The following is an 18,509-nucleotide window of genomic DNA, read 5'->3' as shown; positions in this document are numbered from 1 at the left end:
CTCACTGCGCCACCTCCTCTTTTTGTTTAACGCCTAATCCAGCCGCTTCATTAAGTTGAATCACCGGTGTTTTTTCTGTACCAACAACCCCTTCATACGCAAGAACTGCTAAATCAAACGTCGCGTCAAGGTCAGCGAAACGAACATTTTTTTGTGCAGCAACAAAGTGAGCTGCCGCTGCGATACTAATATTGGTCTCCCCTGCCATACAACCTACCATACAAGGGATATTCGCAGCTTCGCAAATACTATTGATCTGTAACGCTGGATAGATGCCGCCACATTTCATCAATTTGATATTGACCGCATCTACTGCATCTTTTTTGATCAATGATAACGCATCTTGGGGTACAAATGCCGCTTCATCTGCCATGATCTGTTGGTTGACTTGAGTTCTGATAAAGGCTAATCCATCAATGTCACTAGCAGGTGTTGGTTGCTCAAAAAAAGCGATGTCATATTTCTGCAACTGTTCAATCATTTTTATTGCCTGCTTTGCTCGCCAACCTTGGTTGGCATCAATTCTCAATTCGATGGCTGGACCGACAGCTGCCCGAATTTGTTTTACTCGTTCAATATCGTCTTTCTCATCCAATCCGACTTTGATCTTCAGTGCAGTAAATCCTTGTTCCACAAACAATTGAGCATTCTCTGCCATCACTTCTGGAGTATCGATGGAAATCGTCATATCTGTCTCTACTTGGTTATCCTGACCGCCTAACAACTGGTACAAAGGCAGTCCTGTACTTTTTCCCAATAGATCATAGCAAGCCATATCGAGAGCTGCTTTGGCAGACCCATTGCCTTTCATGCACTGGTTCATGATGCTATGGATCCGGCTTAATTGCCGTGGATCTTCTCCAGTTAATGCATCAGCCAATAACTTTAGAGCAGCTTCACAGCCTTCAAGTGTCTCCCCTGTCACTAAGGGTTCAGGTGTTGCCTCACCGATCCCAAAGTCCCCTGTGTCAGTGATCACTTTAATGGTCAAATTGCTGACCTCAGTAATAACGCCTAATGCAATTTTAAATGGCTTGCGCAGCATCATTTTATTTGCAGCAATTTCCACACGTTCAATTTTCATCTTCATTCCCCCCTCTAACTTAAAACTGACTATATCATTCCGTTTTTTTCTTTTCAACACTTTTTCTGAATTTTCTGAATTTTATTTTTATACAGATTATGCATAACTCTACCAACTTATCTCCTTTGAGCAGTAAATTTAATAACAAAAAAAGAGCACAAATTTGCTCTTTTAATCAGATAATTGTATTTTATTAATAATCGTCGGATGCCAACGAACATTGATTTGTTTGATTGTATCAAGCGGACACTTTGGTTGTCGATCAGCTGTTAACAAACCGTTTTTTTCCTGTTCCACATCCGTCAACTGCGTATAACAAAAGCCGTGAAGAATTTCTGACTGATAGACAGCATCAATCACCCGCTGATAGTCCTGAATAAACTCTGCTTCATTAGCTGCATTGGTATATCCCCAGCCTTGAGCCCCTGTATCATAGCCGATCCCGCCAAATTCTGTTAACAAGATAGGAACATCTTGATGTTGAAATCCTGGACAATAAATTTTTCTGCGATTGGGTTCAGAAGTTAAAATCGTATCTTTTGTTCGCAAACTCGCCGCAAAATGGTCGTATTTCTCCAGTTCTTCTTTCGTTCCATGAACATAGCTGTGAATCCCACAAATATCACTTTCTGTCATCTCCCAGCCATCATTTGAGATAACCAATCGAGTAGGATCTAAAGAATGGATCAAGTGATAAATCGCCTGCGAAAAATGCTGTTGCTGACGATCGACACTAATGTTCGGTACCCCCCAGCTTTCATTGATCGGTACCCAAGTTGTGATACAAGGATGATTGTAGTCACGGTCGATGATCTCTTGCCATTCAGCCATCACTTTCCCCCCGCTAGTTCGTGTATAAACACTCGGTGAGGCACATTCTCCCCAAACAATGAATCCTAACTGATCTGCCCAAAACAAAAAACGGGGGTCCTCTACTTTTTGATGTTTGCGACAGCCGTTGAAGCCCATTGCTTTGGCTAATTCGATATCTTTCTTGTAATCTTCATCTGTAGGAGCTGTCATGAGACTTGTGGGCCAGTAGCCCTGATCCAACACTAGTTTCTGATAATACGGGCGGTTATTTAAGTGGACCATGCCATCTTGAATATGAATTTTTCGCATGCCAAAATAGCTTTTAACGGTATCGATACACTTTCCTTGTGACCAAACATCAAAGACGACATCAAAGAGATTCGGGGTCTCTGGAGTCCAAGTCCATCCGCGACCGTGAAAGTCACTGCGGTCGATCTTTTGATTGAATAGACTGTAAGAGCGTGTGAACTGGTGCTCGGTCAACTGCTGGCGATCAGAAACGATCAGCTCTTCGCCGTAATAAATTCTGGTACACAATTCTTTATCCGTCAAATCACCAGCATAATGATAGGCGATCTCTACGGATCCCCGATCAAACTCACTGGTATAAAAGACCTTTTCTAAATAGCCGTTTTTGTCAACTGCCTCCAACCACACCGTCTGCCAGATACCCGTTGTTCGGGTATACCAGATAGCAGCAGAATGTTCCTGCCAATATTGCTTGCCTCTTGGTATTTCTTCATCTGTTGATTGATCAAAGACCTTTAGTGTGAGTAGATCTTTGTCAAAGGTCAAATAGTGAGTCACATCAAAAGAAAATGAGGTGTGTCCGCCAATGTGTTCCCCTACTAACTGATGGTTGATGTAGACCCAGCAATGGTAATCGACAGCGCCGAAATGTAACAATAAACGTTTGTCTTGCCAAGTATCTGGCACCATCAGCTCTCGCTGATACCAAACACCGTCATGAAAGCTTTTGATTTCAATTCCACTTTGCTTGGACTGAAAGACATAAGGAACTTCGATCATCTGTGTCAATGCTTGTGGCTGTTGTTCCTCTAAGTTGTCGGTAAAATCAAATTGCCACTTACCGTTTAAATTCAGCCATTTCCTTCGTTCAAATTGTGGGCGCGGATATTCTGGTCTGTTCATAGTCGTCCTTTCCTTTTCAATTTTTTTTATTACGAGGCAAACTAGCCTTTGCTTCCAGAAGTAAGACTGATTCCTTGAATGAAATACTTTTGACCGAAGAAAAACAAGACTAACGCAGGAATCGTCATTAATGTAGAAGCCGCCATCATGATATTCCATTGAGAAGAAAATTGCCCTTTTAGTTGCAATAATCCGAGAGCTAATGTTTGTTTGCTAGGATCATTCAAGTAAATCAAGGGGCCAAAAAAATCATTCCAAGTATTCATAAACGTAAAAAATCCTACAACCATCATGGCAGGTTTAACTAACGGAAGCATGATCTTATAAAAAATCTGCCAGTGGGTTGCACCATCCAGGATCGCCGCTTCATCTAATTCTTTTGGGATACCAGCAAAAAATTGTCGCATCAAAAAGACATTGAACCCACCACCGCCAAAAAAGGCTGGGGCGATCAAAGGTACAAAGGAATTTACAAATCCTAATTTATTCCACATCATAAATGTCGGAATCAACGTCACTGCACCTGGAAGCATCATTGTCGCAATGACCATCGCAAACCACATATTCTTGTATTTAAAGTTCAAGCGGCCAAATGCGTAACCGCATAAGCAAGAAGTAAAGACATTCCCGATAATGCAGGGAATAATAATCAAAAACGTGTTAACGAGATAGGTCTTTAGATCCAAAACTTGAAAGACATCTGCGTAGTTAGAAAATAATAATTGATCAGGCAGCCACTTAGGGGGGAACTCAAAAATTTCATAGGAATCCATAAACGAGCTGCGTACTAGCCATAAAAATGGAACCAATGAGATCAGTCCAATCACCACTAATGGAACATACATCATGTATTTTGCTTTTCTCATGGTCATTTTTCTTGCCCTCCATAATACACCCAATTTTTTGCCGTACCAAAAACCAGCATCGTAAACAAACCAATAATCACAAATAGGATCCATGCTAATGCGGATGCATAACCAAACTGATTTTCTTGGAATGCTTTCCGGTAGATCAACAATGCGTAAAACAAGGTCGCATTATTGGGGCCGCCTCCAGTCATAATGTATGCTTGCGAGAATGTCTGGAAAGACCCAATCAACCCCATCACCAAGTTAAAGAAAATGATGGGAGAGATGGCTGGCAATGTCACATACAAAAATTTATGGCGCCAATTGCCGCCATCTACTTCCACAGCCTCCATTAGGTCTTGGGGAACATCCTGCAGCCCAGCTAAGAAAACCAGAGCGGTACCGCCACATCCCCATACGGCCATTAAAATCAAAGATGGGATCGCTGTTTGTTCATCAAAAATCCAGTTAGACGGCGGCAAATGGAAAAATTGCAAAACAGAATTCAGCAAGCCAAAATCCGGGTTGAATAACCACATCCATAAAATGTTTGAAGCCACCGCTGGAACTACCACCGGCAAGTAGAACAATGTTCGAAAAAATGCCTGTCCTCGAACTTTGACATTCATCAACAATGCGATCACTAGTGCAGCGATCAAACTACTTAGCGTACTGCCAAAAGCAAAGGTGAATGTCACAACCACCGATTTTTTGAAAAAAAGATCATCCATAAAAATCGTACGGTAGTTATCGATGCCGGTAAATTTGAAATCACCGATGACATTATAATCTGTAAAACTAAGAATCAGACTAACGATCATTGGGATGATGGTAAAAATCAATAATCCGAGAATTGCAGGGGCTGCAAAAGCATACCCTGCACGATTCTCTTCTTTGTGTAAATCATATTGTTTCTTTTTAGATTGTTCATCTGTTTTAAGTGTGATCATTCCTTCGTCCACCTACTTCACATACTCGTATTTGTCCCCGAACTGTTTCTCTAGTTTTGGCAAAATGTCTTCCTCAACTACTTCTCTTGGAGCTTTCTTGCCAGTCCAGACCTGTTCTAACGCGGGGTTCACGATTTGCTCGATCGAAGCAGCATCTTCACTGTAGAAGGCCTTGTTTTTTGTCAACGCTTGCTCTTTCGCTTCAACCAGTGCTTCTTTTTTATATTCTGGTGAACGATCGCTTACGGCCCATTTTTGAAGGTACGTTTCATCTGAGAACCAATTGTCTTGGTTAGGTAACCATAATCCTGAATCGATGACATCTAAACTATTCTCAGGGTCTAAAAGATACTCTAAAAATGTTTTGGTTTCTTCCCAATGTTCTTGTGTGTTTTCATTATCAAAAACCACGATTGGCGGACCAAAATTCATTTGAACGACTTTTCCCATTTTTGGTAAAACACCCATACCTAACGCTAACCCTTTTTGTTCGATAGCGTCCCCCAGGGAACGTAAGTCCCAAGATCCTGTGATCGTCATCGCTACTCTATCTGTCAGCATTGCGGTATCAGTTGAAGGAATCGTACTTGCCTGTGAGGGTTTCGGCATCACATAATCTTTGTACATCAAATCCTGAATTTTCTCTAACGCTTCAATCGAAGCATCTGTTCCAATCAGGATTTTTTTGCCGTCCTGACTAAGCACCCCACCGCCATTGCTGATTAAGAAAGATTCATAGCCTAGACCAGTAAAATTGGAGATCCCATAGGTTTTGATATTTTTTTCGTCAAAACCAGCATCGCCTGGATGATTGCCATTTCGGTCGACTGTCAGTTCTTTCAGAATGGATACAAATTTATCCCAATCCCACGCTTGATTGACGTCATGAGGTGGAACTTCAACCCCCTTTTCTTCAAAATATTTCGTACTGTAGAACAGTGTAAGCATTCCTGGCCCTGCAGGCGATCCAAAGACTTTCCCGTTGTACTCCGAGCGTGTCTCTGCGATTTTGTTCTCAAATGGTCCTCCTGATTCATACAGCTCTGTCAGATCCCTTAAGTTGCCGCTCTTCCCCCACTCTGCCGTGCTTGTTTCAACCATATAGCCGACATCTGGAAGTGTTTTGGTACTAGCTTGTGTGTTTAGCTTCTCCATATAATTGTCATAAGGGATCTGCTGCGCTTTTACTTGGATCTCGTCTTGTGATTCATTAAAGTTTTTGATTAATTTATCGATCGAAGCTTTCTCCAATGTATCGCCCCAAAAAGAAAAATTGAGGGTAACTTTACTCGCTTGATCACCAGCATCATCATTGCTCCCACATCCCGATAATAAAAAACTTCCGCCTATAACCAATGTGGAAATGAGTAGACCAATTTTTTTCATCTTCTTTGCTCCTGCCTTTTTATATTCCATTTGTATGCGCATACAATAGTTCAAAAAGAAAATCAGACGGATTATTTTTTACAAAATGATTGCTTCATGTTGCCAAAATAATGCTGTCTGTTTTTCTTTACAATTTATACTATACAAAACGAAAATACATATTTCTTCCCGAGTTATGTGTTCCTTATTCCCGATTTTTGTTTGGCTCTATTTTCTAAATTAGAAATCGATTACATTTATTCTATCAGGCATATCACACAGTAAAATAAAGAGAGCAACACCGCATCACTATCTATAGAACAAAGGAGTAGAATACATGAGCTTATACTTGGAAATTCCTGAAATCAATCCGCTGTTCCCTTTCAAAACCTTTACAAATGAAGGGTGGTCGATCACTTATCCTCACTGGCACAAAGAAATTGAATTTATTTATTGTTTGGAAGGAACTGTCAGATTAGGGGTGGATGACGAGATCATTCAAATGCATGAAGACGAGATCTATTTTTTTTCTAGTGGTGAACCGCACTTCTTCTTGTCTTCGCCAAATAGTGAACGAATCGTTTATCAATTTGATATCAAACTCTTTCAAGGGCATGACAATATCTCGCCAAATGATCGTCCATTGGCCAAAGTATTTGAGACCGTCGTCAATTACAGTAAAGATTGGCCTACCCCGATCCAAAAAGAGATCCAGACTATCTTGCTTTCTATTTATCATGAAAACCAGAAACAGCGTGAAGGGTATCAATACAGTATTTTGAGCAGTTTGTATAAATTAGCGAATCTCTTGTACCAACTGCCATTGAAGAACAAAAAAACAGAAAAAGCCGCTTTAGATAGTACATTAAAAAATCGCGAGACATTGTTCCAGATCGACACCATCCTCGACTATATTGAGTCCAATTATTTACATGCGATCACGATTCAGGATGTTGCTGATCATGTGGGGTTTAGTCCTAGTTATTTCTCACGCTTCTTCAAAAAAAATATCGGGATGTCTTTTACCAGTTATCTGGCAGAATACCGCATCCATCGGGCAAAGTATATTTTAGGAACAGAGCTGGTTCCCATGGCAGAAGTAGCTGCCCGCTCAGGTTTTTCTAGCGTCAAAACCTTTCATCACGTCTTTAAATCAATGGTTGGCACTTCTCCTATGAAATTTCAAAAAAATATTTTCGGCTTTCACTAAATAACTACGCAAACAAAACCGAAATAGATTCCAAATCGTTGAAACCGCATTTATCATTTTTATCTAGAATAGGCAATAGTTCATCAGAGAAAAAGAGATCGGAGACTTCCAGATCTCTTTTTTGTTCTCTCGAAGGAGTAATAAAAAAGCGGGGGAGACAGGAGGGTTAACTGCCGAGATAACAGAGGACTCCACGAAATTTGCTTTTCAATTTTTGGGGTATTTTGACTTATTTTCGAAGATGCTGCTTCTGCTCCCGCTGTGTAGGCGTGTTTAGAGCGTGGAACAAAAGGAAAAAACTTTTGTTCCACGCTCTAAAGAAGAATGACTTGCTACCCAAATGCCTCATCTACACAGAACTTCCTTGTACGGATCAAATAGAATAAACAGCACTCAATTAATTGGTAGAGAATAAATAGTCCCCCGTTTTTACTTGCTCTTGAATCGTTTTAGCAAAACTACCATGTTCGGGAGTATTTGTGACAATGACAGGTATCGTTACATCATATCCCGCTTCTTTGATTTGTTGTCTGTCAAAAGAGATCAGCGGTTCACCTGCTTTCACATATTGATTTTCTTCCACATGAAGAGTAAAGCCATCCCCCTCCAGACGTACCGTATCGATCCCAATGTGGATCAAAAGTTCCACGCCATTCTCTCCTCTTAATCCGATAGCATGTTTTGTTGGGGTAGTCATGATGATGTAGCCATCGAATGGAGCATAAACGACGTCATCCTCAGGGAGAATCGCAATGCCGTCTCCCATCATTTTCTCTGAAAACATCGGGTCATTCACTGATTCCAAAGAGACAACCGTTCCTTTTACAGGGCTATTTATTTTTACAGCTTCATTCGCCTGATTGAGTTTATTTTCTCTAATACGCTTCTTTTCCATGAAAACAGTGAGAGTAAATGAGACACAAATCGCAAGCAGAATAACAATGATCGAAAACCAGAAGTTTGCGTTAAAGCCAGAGCCATCTGTTGGGATGAATGTCGGAATGGCAATTAATCCTGGTGATACGACTGCGTACTGCTTCAGTTGAACAAATCCAGCTAAAATACCGCCAACTGCTCCACCTGTGATTGCCCCGATAAAGGCACTGCGGTAATTGATCAAGACACCAAAGATAGCAGGTTCAGTGATTCCCATCACGCCAGTTAATCCAGAAGAGAGTGCTAGGGCCCTTTTCTCGGTATTCTTTTCACTATACGCAATCGCTAACGCTGAAGCACCAACGGCGACATTCGCTGCTAACATTGCTGGCATGACAAATGAGTCATAGCCATAATCTCCTAGCATTGCAAAAACGAGTGGAAACAATGCTTGGTTTGTTCCTGTCATCACAAGTAAAGGTGTCGTTGCCCCCAACAAACCAACGGAAAACCAGCCTAATTTATCATACAAAAAGCTCAAGCCATTAGCAATATAGCCTCCCACTTCATTTCCGATAGGACCTAATAGAATCAAGGTTACCGGTACTGTGATCAAAATGACAAGCAATGGTTTAACAAAGTATTTGATAGACTGGGGAATCAATTTATCCGCGATTCGATCAATCACTGCCATAAATAATACCCCGAATATCACTGGAATCGTTGTGGTATTATAACTCATTGTCGGTACAGAAAGGCCTAAGAAGGTAAGTCCTTCTACACCATTGATCAGTGAATGAACAAGAATTGCCCCTAGGAACATCCCCATCATGCCATTGATACCTAATTTGCGAGCAGCACTAAATCCAATATAAATAGGCAAAAAATAGAATCCAGCATCATTCACTGCATTTAAAATCGTATAAGTTCCACTTTCTGCAGATAATCCGAAAAAGGTCACACCAATAGTTAAAACGGCAGATACCAATCCGGCTGCTACAAGGATAGGCAATACTGGAACAAAGGTACCACTGATAAAGTCAACGACTAATGCCCCATAATCTTTTAACCTTCTTTTTTTTCGATCAGTGGATGTGTTTTCACTTTTATGCTCTAATTTCTCCATAAACATTGCATATACCTTAGGGACATCTGGTCCAATGATTAATTGAACATCGTGATCTCTTTTTACTGTACCTAAAATCAGTTTATTTTTCTTCAGCTGATCATCATCGAAGGCGGATGGATCATTCAATTGGAGTCGTAATCTAGTAGCACAATGGTTCGCTGTTTGCACGTTTTCGATTCCGCCGATGTGATCGATGATATACTCAACTAGTTCACTATAATTTGTCATAGCCGATTCATCCTCATTTCATTTTATAAATCGCTTTCATTTCATTTGATAATCAAAACTGGATCATCTGTTTCTTAGCAAACTGCCTATCCGAACGATACTGATTTTGCTCCTAGGAACCGCAAGATCAGTGTCATAAAAATACGATTACTCGCACCGTTCAATGACTATCGTTCGGATAGTATAGTGTCTACTGTTTTATGTTACAAATTTATAGTTGTACCCCGTTTCCTTCTCACTCTGGACGTTTCAGGGACTGCCCATTTGAATGAATCACTTCTTTGTACCAATAATAAGAATCTTTAAGAATTCTTCGCAAATCAAGCAATTCGTCATCTGTCGTATTGATATAGACAAGTCCGTAACGTTTTGCCATGCCATTTCCCGTGCTCAATAAATCCGTAAAGGACCATGGATTGTAACCAAATACTTTTGCCCCATCTTCAATGGCTAGACCAACTTGGTAGATTTGGTCATTCAAGAATGCAATTCGTTCTTGATCATGGACTTTGCCGTCTTCTCCTAACGTTTCATGGGCACCGTAACCATTTTCCGTTATAATCATCGGCAAATGATAATGATCCTCCATATAGCGTAATAAGTAACGCATGGCAACGGGATCGATCTCCCAGTCCCAATCCGTGGTCTCTACAAATGGATTCACTGTTTGAGCAAAAATACCTGGATAATTTGGATAAACGAATTCTCCTTTTTTCCCAGACTTATTCAACCCAATTTCTTGACGTTGTGAATCAGCTGGTGATTCTTTTGCAACATTGCTGCGATAACAATTAATGCCAAAGAAGTCAATTTTTGCTTGGGCAACGAGTTCCATGTCTCCAGGGCGAATATCTGGATCAATATTGTGTTCTTTCCAGTAACGTTTGATAAATCCATTGTATTCACGATTGGCATTGAAATCATTCCAAATTTTTTCGGTTAATTCTTCGGCATTCATTGCTGCAATCTGATCTTCTGGTTTAGCAGATTCAGGATAAAACGGAACCATCCCAGGAACGGGTCCAATTTTCCCATCCTCAACTAACTCATGACAAGCAATAACTGCTTTAGCATGACAGAGATTCATAATATGGTTGACTCTCCATTTGTCTTCGAACCACGTCTCTGGATACTTACAGACACCTAACCAATCACCATAGACGATCTGCATATTTTGTTCATTGATTGCTAGCCAGTATTTTACACGGTCTCCAAACGCATTGAAGCAGGTTCTGACATACTGATCGAAGGCATCGATGATCCCACGATCATACCAACCATTAAACTCTTCATCTACCCATACCGGCATGTCATAGTGATACAAGGTAACGATTGGTGTAATCCCATGAGCAACGAGTTCATCAATCAACTGATTATAGAAATCAATGCCTAATTGATTCGGAACACCAGAATTATCTGGATAAATTCTAGGCCAAGCAATAGAGAAACGATAAGAGGTAAATCCTGCGTCAGCCATCAATTGAACGTCTTCTTTGTATTTATGATAATGATCAGCTGCAATCGAATTATCGGTATAGGGCTTTTTTTTCTTACTATTCAAGTCAATGATCGCTGTAGAACGACCATCCTCTGCCACTGCGCCTTCTACTTGCCAAGCAGCGCTTGATGCTCCCCACAAAAAATTATCTGGAAATGTTGGTTGATCTTTAAAATGCATGACCTTAGCCTTCTCTCTTATATTTAAGTAAATAACCGTTGAATAATAAATCAAGGACAAAATCAATGCCATAGGTATAGTAAAGCAACTCATTGATTTCTTTCTCATGTGTTTGTGAACTTAAATGATATAATTTGTCAAAGTAACGATTGTAAATTGGGTTGCGGTTGTTGGTAAACAAGATCGCTGTTGCTGGAATCTCTTTAAATACATCTAGCATGGAAGAAACAAATAGACCCGAAAGTGAAAAAACAATGATCAGTGGCTCTTTATAAGTGGTTAATGCGACAGTTAGATCATCTTTTGAGGTTAGTAATGTGATTCGTTTGCCAAAAATAACCATCCGTTGCTGAAAAGTTTTGACGCTCCCTGCGATATTGCTGGAGCATAAAATCATTACCTCCTGATTGCTATTGATCAGTCGAACCAAGCGATCGACTTCTTGTGTGTTAAAGCGTAAGCTGAGTTCTTCCATTAAAGAAACAATGTTGCTTTGAAGCTTCGACAAGAAATCCTCATACCCATAAAATTTCTGAAATTCACTGATGCCATCATCAAATGTTTCTGCGTTTCTTTTCATTTCCAAAAAATTTTCGTACCCTAATTGTTTGGCAAACCTTCTAATTGAAGCTCGCGAGACATGCTTTTCTTCCGCAATTTGATAAATGTTCCATCGTGCCACACTCTTAAAGTTATCCAAGAAAAATTTTGCCAACTCAAATTCCACTGTTCCTACTTCATTTTCGTTCACAATATGATTCAGCTTATAAATAAAATTCAATCGATTATTATCCATTTTTTTAATCTCCCTTGGCCAAGTTTGATTGTATCCATAGTATAGCGTATCCGTTTACAAAAATGGGGTGCATATCTTGCACCCACAAGGAATATCCTAGGAAATCAACTAAGTTTGTTGCCCTTCCCTTCCAGTTTATCAATCAATCACGACTCCTTGATTAGAAGATTCATTGCATGTCACCTGAAGATAGCTTTTAAACAGTTCGTATTGCTGGGGCATAGAGTTTGAATAAAATGGGGGCCTTTTTACGAAAAAAAAGAATCAATTGGTTTTTTTACCAATTGATTCTTGCGAATGATCCAGCAAACAGTTGCTCACGGCTTACAACCTCAGAGCGGTTGCTGACATCTGCTCATTATAGAATGTTGTCATGCTCTATTTACAGACCTTCTTTCAGATGTTCTTTGCTAGTTTTTCTCACCCAGATGTCTTTACCAGTTTGTTCAATAAATACTTCAGTTTCAGGAGCTAGCTGACAGTCAACTTTACCTTCCTTTAAAGTAATTCGCAATTCTTCCCCTTGATAAAAAAGCTTAAAGGCAAGTTCTGTTATTTCTTTTGGTAGGTGATTGGACAAGCGAATGCCTTCATCATAATAAAGACCAGCAAAACCATAAATCAAACTTAGCCAGCTGCCTCCCATATTTGCCGCATGGATGCCATCGACGACGTTTTTTTGCAGATCAGTCAGATCCATCAATGCCGTATCCATGAAATAGCGATATGCTTTTGCTGTTTCTCCGATACGACTAGCCATCACACTGAAAATCGAACGAGACAGCGAAGAATCATGAGTGGTGACTTTTTCATAATACTGATAATCTTGTTTTAGTTGTTCTAGGGTAAAATCACCCGTAAAAAGCATTTGCGCTAATACGGTATCCGCTTGTTTGCAGACTTGATGTTTGTAAATTATCATCGGATGATAATGCAACAATAAGGGATAGTTAGCAGCTGGTGTCTCTTCAAAAGGCCAGACAGATTGTTCAAGAAATACATCATCTTGCTTGGTAAGTCCACGAGACGTATCATAACCGAAATACATGAGGTCTGCGGCTTGCTGCCATTGATCGATCAGTTCCATATGCTTTTCGTATCGTTTCGCCAGTTCAATGGCATAATATAAATTGTTTTGAGCCATTTTGTTGGTATAAAAGTTATTGTTGACCAATGCACTGTATTCATCAGGTCCGGTGACCCCATTGATACAAAAAGAAGGTTTGCCGTCTTTTTCGATGAAATCACCATAACTCAACCAAAATTTTGCCGTTTCGAAAACGACTTCACTGCCGACTTCTTCAATAAAGCGGACATCTCCTGTGACCCGTTCATAGAGTTGAAAAGCATAAACGATATCGGCATTGATATGCAGTTGTGCGGTTCCGGCAGGATAATAGGCACTCGTTTCTTGACCATCAATGGTGCGCCATGCAAACAGTGCACCGTCTTGGCTCAGCTCTTGTGCCCGTTTTTGCGCTTGCGGTAAAATAGTTGCTCGATAAGTAAGCAATGCTTTCGCAGTGTCTGGATTGGTGTAAGTAAAAAAAGGCAACAAATACATTTCAGTATCCCAAAAATAATGACCTTCATACCCTTCACCTGTCAACCCCTTGGCGGCAAAATTGGTTCTGCCATCACGTCCTGCCCCCTGATTCAGGTGAAACAGATTGAAGCGGATCCCCTTTTGTAGTTCTTGATCACCCGTGATCTCGATATCACTCGCTGCCCAAAACTGCTGATAGCTTTCCCTCTGTTCGGCAACAAATGTTTCAAAATCAACCGCTTCTTGATAAAAGGGTGCGCCCTCTGCTTCTTGTAATCGCAGTTGAAAAATCGTCGTCAGGGATTCTCCAGATTGGATCTGACCATCGCCGCCTATCACCCGAATCGCCAGTTTTTTTTGACTATGAGGGGCTGTCCAAATGGCATAGTCGCCATGCTCTTCTTTCAGAAGCTGATGCTCTTTATTCGCAACACGAGGATCATCTGTTTGATTGACTGTGAAGCGCTGGTCCAATGGATGGGAAACAGTGATTGGCTTTGTGAAATTTGCATTTTTGATTGTGTAACGACAAACATAAAATTCACTGCGCGTCATGGAGGCAAAAGATTGCATCTCAAGATCAAAGCTTTTTCCTAATGGGGTTTCTACATGGTAAGACTCATGAAAGATGCCTTCTGACATATCTAATGTCAGCTGGATTTGTTCCGTCTGCCAAACGCCGTCCGACGACTGCTCTTGTCCGATGCTTAAAGAAAGCCCCCGCAGGTTGGGTAACTTGCAGATGGTTTGGTGTTCTTTAGCATAGCCATAAGCCCATTCGCCGTATTGGATCGGTTCACTGTCAAAAAAACCATTGACAAAAGCCCCGGGATTCCCAGGATAGTTCGCATTCACTTTAAGGGGATGCCCTGCTCGGACACCGATTTGACCATTCCCCACAGCAAACAGCGTTTCTAAATATTCCGGTTTCTGATGAGAGAGTTCTTGTGCCTGCAATAAAAATCGTTTGTCCATCTCTGTTCGTCTCCTCCGCTTTTTTCTTTCAGTTCTATCCTACACTACTAAACACCCATTGCAAAGAATCCGACTTCAGCTGGGAAGGGCATCTACTTTGGTTCTTCTGACAGAGTATGGTACCATGAAACAAACTTGAAAGAAGGCGATTACTTGGATTTATGGCTAACAAATATTCGAATGGAAACAAGCTACATCAAAGAAAATGGCTGGACCTCTGGCAGCCAAACCAAACGGGCGGCAATTGGGATCAGTGAAGAAAAAATTACCGAGATCCTTCCCATGGATGAATGGAAAGACACGCCAGGAATAACTGTTATCGATGGTCAAGGCCAGTTATTATTACCCGGCTTGATTGAAAAACACTGCCATTTGGATAAAAGCAAATTAGGAACTCCATGGCGTCCTGTCACACCGGCAGCCAACTTAGTAGAACGTTTTGAAACAGAGATTCCTCAATTGGATGCATTGCCTCTTTCGATTAAAGAACGGGCACAACAATTGATCGATTTGGAATTGCCTCATGGTGTCGTGTCCTTTCGCTCCCATATTGATATTGAACCAATGACTGAACTGCGCTATTTTGATGCACTAACTGAATTGCTTGCTGACAAACCATTTGGTTCGGAACTTGTTTTGTTCCCGCAACACGGTCTGCTGCGATCAAATGCCGTCGCATTAATCAAAGAAGCATTAACTACTGGTAAAGCTGCATTCATTGGTGGGGTCGATCCTTATACATTAGATCAAGATTATCAGCAATCATTAAAAACAACCTTTGAGCTGGCAAAAAAAGGCAATGTTGGCATAGACATTCATCTGCATGACCGCAAAGAAGCCGGTCGTGCAACGATCAAAGAAATCATTCGGCTGACCAAAGAATATGCTATGGCAGGCAATGTCTTCATCAGCCATGCCTTTGGCTTAAATGATTTTGAAGGAGCTGAACGCACAGAAGTTTTTCAAGCTTTAGCAGATCAGGACATTCATATCGTTTCAAGTATTCCAATCAGTCAGGGAACGATTCCTCCCCTTAAAGAATTACAAAGTTATGGGGTTGCTGTTCACATTGGTTGTGACAATATTTATGATTCTTGGTCATCACTGGGTGACGGCTCCTTGCAAGAAAAGCTCGCTCGTTATTTAGAGATTTTTGGCGTTCAATCACAAGAGGCATTGACCCAGGCATTAGGCTTGGTAACAGATGGCAGAGTGCCATTAGATCAAGAAGGAAATCAACAATGGCCAAAAGTTGGCGATTCTGCTGATTTTCTTTTGACCCCTGTTTCTTCAACGGCTGAATTTGTCGCCCGCAAAGGTCACGTCAGCTGCAGTTTCTTTAAAGGACAACCAATCTACAACGCATAACCAATAATTACTGACAAACAAGCCGATTTGCTACAGAGCTGAGAATCTCGCTATCGGATTTAAAGGATGTCGACAAGGTCCAGATAAACGGCAGAACCGTTGTCAAACTGATCAGAATCACCAAGCAATACCAGATGAATGACTGCATATGTTTTGTTTTAGCCATCGTTTTTTCTCCTTTAGTTTGTTTCTGTATTGGTCAAACGCATATTCACCAGTGAAAAAATGAAAATGATCATGAACAAGATAAATGACAGCGCAGAAGCATACCCCATTTCTAGTCCACCAAATCCTTTATTATAAATATAGTAAACAAGGGTGATTGTGGAATTTCCAGGTCCGCCTTTTGTCAGCATATAGGCTTGGTCAAATACTTGGAAAGCGCCGATGATCAATTGTGTGCTAACTAAGAATGTTGTTTTGGATAATTGGGGCCAAGTGATACTCTTAAATTTTTGCCACGCATTTGCGCCTTCAATATCTGCTGCTTCATAAAGAGCAGGATTGATCCCTTGTAAACCCGCCAAGAAAATCATCATGTTTCCGCCAAAACTCATCCAGACACTCATAATGACGATTGCAGTCATTGCCCAATTGGAACTATACAGCCAAGCTGGACCATTGATTCCAATCAAACTAAGCAACTGATTGAGCAAACCATACTGTGGATTTAAGAGCCAATACCAAATGGTTGCTGTAGCCACCGATGAACATAAGACTGGCAAGTAAAAAAATGTTCGGAAAAGACTGGTGGTCTTCATTTTGCGATTCAGCAACATGGCGGCTGCTAGAGAGACGACTAATCCCAATGGCACATACAGTAAGGTGTAGACGATAGTGTTCTTTAAGGAAATAAAGAAAAATTCATCTTGAAAGATACGCGTGAAATTCTTTAAACCGATCCAATTGGGGCTTTCAATGATCGTATAATCGGTAAAACTATAGAAAAGTGCCATCACTATCGGGATAATTGCAAAAACAACTAGTAGAAGAACAGGAACCAGAATAAATACATAGGCAATGTTTTGCTGTTCATTGATCCCTCTCTTTTTCTTTCCTAACTCCATTTATTAACCCCCTTATTAAATATAATATAAAACTATTTAATATATTAAATATCTTTACAAGCGAATTATATAGAATTAAAAAGAATATGTCAACGGTTTCATAAAAAGTTTTTTTGATTAAACTGCTTGCTTTATTAATATAATATATTTAATATATACATAAATAGTTCTTTTATTTTTTGAGAAATGGAGGCGCATGCATGAGTAAACCTTTGTACCAAACGATTTATGAAGATTTGAAACATCAAATCGAAACAGGCACTGTCGCAATCAATGACACACTGCCTACTGAAAAAGAATTATCAACTACCTATAGTGTTAGTACGATCACGGTCAAAAAAGCACTGGATCTGTTAAAAGAGGATGGCTACATTGTCAGAAAGCCTCGAAAAGGTTCTGTCGTTGTCACAAATAAGAAGGCAGACATTGTTCCGAACAAACTCATTTTCGGATTGATCATCACCAACTTTACAGACTTTTTTGGCGCTCAAATACTGCGAACAGTTCTAGAAACAAATACTGAAGAAATCAATTTCATCGTCAAGATCAGTTATGGTGATCCTGATCGCGAAAATGAGTTGATCCAAGAATTGATTGAAATGGGCATTCAGGGTTTGATCCTACTGCCGACATCATCAGAATATACCTCGCCAAAAATCTTAGAATTGATTTCTAAAAATTTCCCGATCGTTGTAATTGATCGTCTGATGGCAAATTTGCCGATCTGCAGTGTGCAAACGGATAGCTTTGCTGCTGCAAAAGAATTGACAAATTATCTCTTTGCCAAACACCATGACAAGATTGGCTTGATTACTTCCGATAGCAGTGTTTCAACGATTGATGAACGAGTCAATGGTTTTCTCTCTGCGCATGTGGATGCCAACCGGGCTGTCAGCCAAAAGCAGATCTTGTCGAGGATCGACTCTGTGGTCCCCAGTTCTTCTCGCAAGATCGAAGATGATGTGGCACTTATCGTGGCCTTTCTTCAAAAGAACCCAGAGATCACAGCTCTTTTTACCACAGAATACAATATTGCTTTACTTGCCAAGAGTGCGATCGAACAATTGGGAAAGCAGGTCCCACATGACTTTTCAGTTGTTTGCTTTGACCATCCTACCGTCAACATTTTTGACTTGAATGCTTTTATTTTCACTCATATCGAGCAAGACCAAACAGCCATCGGCAAGCATGCCATTGATCTTTTACTGACAAAAATTGCTCATCCTGATACGATTGAAAAGATCAACCTCGGCTATCGGTTGATTGAAGGAGATTCCGTTATTTCTAGATGATCGTCTGATCCTCTATCGAAGCAGTACATTAGCGATCCAACTACAAATAGACAAAAAAACACACCTCTGTTCTGACTCGCTGAACGAGTCAGAACAGAGGTGTGTTTATTGGGATAGCTGTCATTCTTTAAA

Annotated in this window: 13 protein-coding genes; 3 read left to right on the top strand and 10 right to left on the bottom strand. The window is 40.5% G+C overall.

All coding sequences use genetic code 11. The features are described 5' to 3' along the window. Position 1 precedes the first annotated feature (1 nt). The 5 genes from DVW06_RS00670 to DVW06_RS00650 all read right to left on the bottom strand — a co-directional run bounded on the left by DVW06_RS00670 (position 2) and on the right by DVW06_RS00650 (position 6,233). Positions 2-1,084: a dipeptide epimerase gene (locus DVW06_RS00670; protein WP_003125621.1), complete on the bottom strand. Its 1,083-nt coding sequence runs from the start codon at positions 1,082-1,084 to the stop codon at positions 2-4. Between the two features lie 171 nt (positions 1,085-1,255). Beyond that, on the bottom strand, positions 1,256-3,049 hold the full coding sequence (locus DVW06_RS00665; protein ID WP_137264304.1) for a glycoside hydrolase family 2 protein: 1,794 nt from the start codon (positions 3,047-3,049) through the stop codon (positions 1,256-1,258). A 41-nt stretch (positions 3,050-3,090) separates the two neighbouring features. Further along, complete coding sequence (locus DVW06_RS00660; RefSeq protein ID WP_003125619.1) at positions 3,091-3,921, bottom strand: carbohydrate ABC transporter permease; 831 nt, start codon at positions 3,919-3,921, stop codon at positions 3,091-3,093. Next, positions 3,918-4,847: a carbohydrate ABC transporter permease gene (locus DVW06_RS00655; protein ID WP_003125618.1), complete on the bottom strand. Its 930-nt coding sequence runs from the start codon at positions 4,845-4,847 to the stop codon at positions 3,918-3,920. Before DVW06_RS00655 ends, DVW06_RS00660 begins: the two co-directional genes overlap by 4 nt. Before the next feature lie 12 nt (positions 4,848-4,859). Next, a complete protein-coding gene (locus DVW06_RS00650) occupies positions 4,860-6,233 on the bottom strand; it encodes an ABC transporter substrate-binding protein (RefSeq protein ID WP_086269021.1) in 1,374 nt (457 codons plus the stop codon). 316 nt (positions 6,234-6,549) lie between these two features. Here DVW06_RS00650 and DVW06_RS00645 point away from each other — a divergent pair, with 316 nt between their 5' ends. Further along, the gene (locus DVW06_RS00645) at positions 6,550-7,422 is read left to right on the top strand and encodes an AraC family transcriptional regulator (protein ID WP_029486470.1); all 873 of its coding nucleotides are present in this window, start codon (positions 6,550-6,552) and stop codon (positions 7,420-7,422) included. Between the two features lie 397 nt (positions 7,423-7,819). Here DVW06_RS00645 and DVW06_RS00635 read toward each other — a convergent pair whose 3' ends face one another. The 4 genes from DVW06_RS00635 to DVW06_RS00620 all read right to left on the bottom strand — a co-directional run bounded on the left by DVW06_RS00635 (position 7,820) and on the right by DVW06_RS00620 (position 14,650). Continuing rightward, complete coding sequence (locus DVW06_RS00635; protein WP_029486468.1) at positions 7,820-9,655, bottom strand: beta-glucoside-specific PTS transporter subunit IIABC; 1,836 nt, start codon at positions 9,653-9,655, stop codon at positions 7,820-7,822. A gap of 235 nt (positions 9,656-9,890) precedes the next feature. Then, the gene (locus tag DVW06_RS00630) at positions 9,891-11,333 is read right to left on the bottom strand and encodes a glycoside hydrolase family 1 protein (RefSeq protein WP_137264303.1); all 1,443 of its coding nucleotides are present in this window, start codon (positions 11,331-11,333) and stop codon (positions 9,891-9,893) included. 4 nt (positions 11,334-11,337) lie between these two features. Then, complete coding sequence (locus DVW06_RS00625; protein WP_029486465.1) at positions 11,338-12,129, bottom strand: MurR/RpiR family transcriptional regulator; 792 nt, start codon at positions 12,127-12,129, stop codon at positions 11,338-11,340. A 382-nt stretch (positions 12,130-12,511) separates the two neighbouring features. Continuing rightward, complete coding sequence (locus tag DVW06_RS00620) at positions 12,512-14,650, bottom strand: glycoside hydrolase family 65 protein (RefSeq protein WP_086269020.1); 2,139 nt, start codon at positions 14,648-14,650, stop codon at positions 12,512-12,514. Positions 14,651-14,803: 153 nt separating this feature from the next. Here DVW06_RS00620 and DVW06_RS00615 point away from each other — a divergent pair, with 153 nt between their 5' ends. Further along, positions 14,804-16,018, top strand: a complete 1,215-nt coding sequence (locus DVW06_RS00615) for an amidohydrolase family protein (protein ID WP_005470546.1) — start codon at positions 14,804-14,806, stop codon at positions 16,016-16,018. Between the two features lie 179 nt (positions 16,019-16,197). Here DVW06_RS00615 and DVW06_RS00605 read toward each other — a convergent pair whose 3' ends face one another. Next, positions 16,198-17,085 carry a carbohydrate ABC transporter permease gene (locus tag DVW06_RS00605; protein WP_003125604.1) on the bottom strand — a complete coding sequence of 296 codons (888 nt, stop codon included), beginning with the start codon at positions 17,083-17,085 and terminating at the stop codon, positions 16,198-16,200. 200 nt (positions 17,086-17,285) lie between these two features. Between DVW06_RS00605 and DVW06_RS00600 the strand changes: the two genes are divergently transcribed. Further along, the gene (locus DVW06_RS00600; protein ID WP_034704034.1) at positions 17,286-18,377 is read left to right on the top strand and encodes a GntR family transcriptional regulator; all 1,092 of its coding nucleotides are present in this window, start codon (positions 17,286-17,288) and stop codon (positions 18,375-18,377) included. Positions 18,378-18,509: the final 132 nt, after the last annotated feature.

The organism is Enterococcus sp. ARL09-542 (genome assembly GCF_005234805.1).
Taxonomy (GTDB): domain Bacteria; phylum Bacillota; class Bacilli; order Lactobacillales; family Enterococcaceae; genus Enterococcus_D; species Enterococcus_D gallinarum.
This window is presented reverse-complemented; position numbering and strand designations above follow the sequence as displayed.

Excerpts from the sequence above, each read along its gene's own strand:
- DVW06_RS00670 (WP_003125621.1), bottom strand. The coding sequence starts at position 1,084 with ATGAAAATTGAACGTGTGGAAATTGCTGCAAATAAAATGATGCTGCGC.
- DVW06_RS00665 (WP_137264304.1), bottom strand. The coding sequence starts at position 3,049 with ATGAACAGACCAGAATATCCGCGCCCACAATTTGAACGAAGGAAATGG.
- DVW06_RS00660 (WP_003125619.1), bottom strand. The coding sequence starts at position 3,921 with ATGACCATGAGAAAAGCAAAATACATGATGTATGTTCCATTAGTGGTG.
- DVW06_RS00655 (WP_003125618.1), bottom strand. The coding sequence starts at position 4,847 with ATGATCACACTTAAAACAGATGAACAATCTAAAAAGAAACAATATGAT.
- DVW06_RS00650 (WP_086269021.1), bottom strand. The coding sequence starts at position 6,233 with ATGAAAAAAATTGGTCTACTCATTTCCACATTGGTTATAGGCGGAAGT.
- DVW06_RS00645 (WP_029486470.1), top strand. The coding sequence starts at position 6,550 with ATGAGCTTATACTTGGAAATTCCTGAAATCAATCCGCTGTTCCCTTTC.
- DVW06_RS00635 (WP_029486468.1), bottom strand. The coding sequence starts at position 9,655 with ATGACAAATTATAGTGAACTAGTTGAGTATATCATCGATCACATCGGC.
- DVW06_RS00630 (WP_137264303.1), bottom strand. The coding sequence starts at position 11,333 with ATGCATTTTAAAGATCAACCAACATTTCCAGATAATTTTTTGTGGGGA.
- DVW06_RS00625 (WP_029486465.1), bottom strand. The coding sequence starts at position 12,129 with ATGGATAATAATCGATTGAATTTTATTTATAAGCTGAATCATATTGTG.
- DVW06_RS00620 (WP_086269020.1), bottom strand. The coding sequence starts at position 14,650 with ATGGACAAACGATTTTTATTGCAGGCACAAGAACTCTCTCATCAGAAA.
- DVW06_RS00605 (WP_003125604.1), bottom strand. The coding sequence starts at position 17,085 with ATGGAGTTAGGAAAGAAAAAGAGAGGGATCAATGAACAGCAAAACATT.
- DVW06_RS00600 (WP_034704034.1), top strand. The coding sequence starts at position 17,286 with ATGAGTAAACCTTTGTACCAAACGATTTATGAAGATTTGAAACATCAA.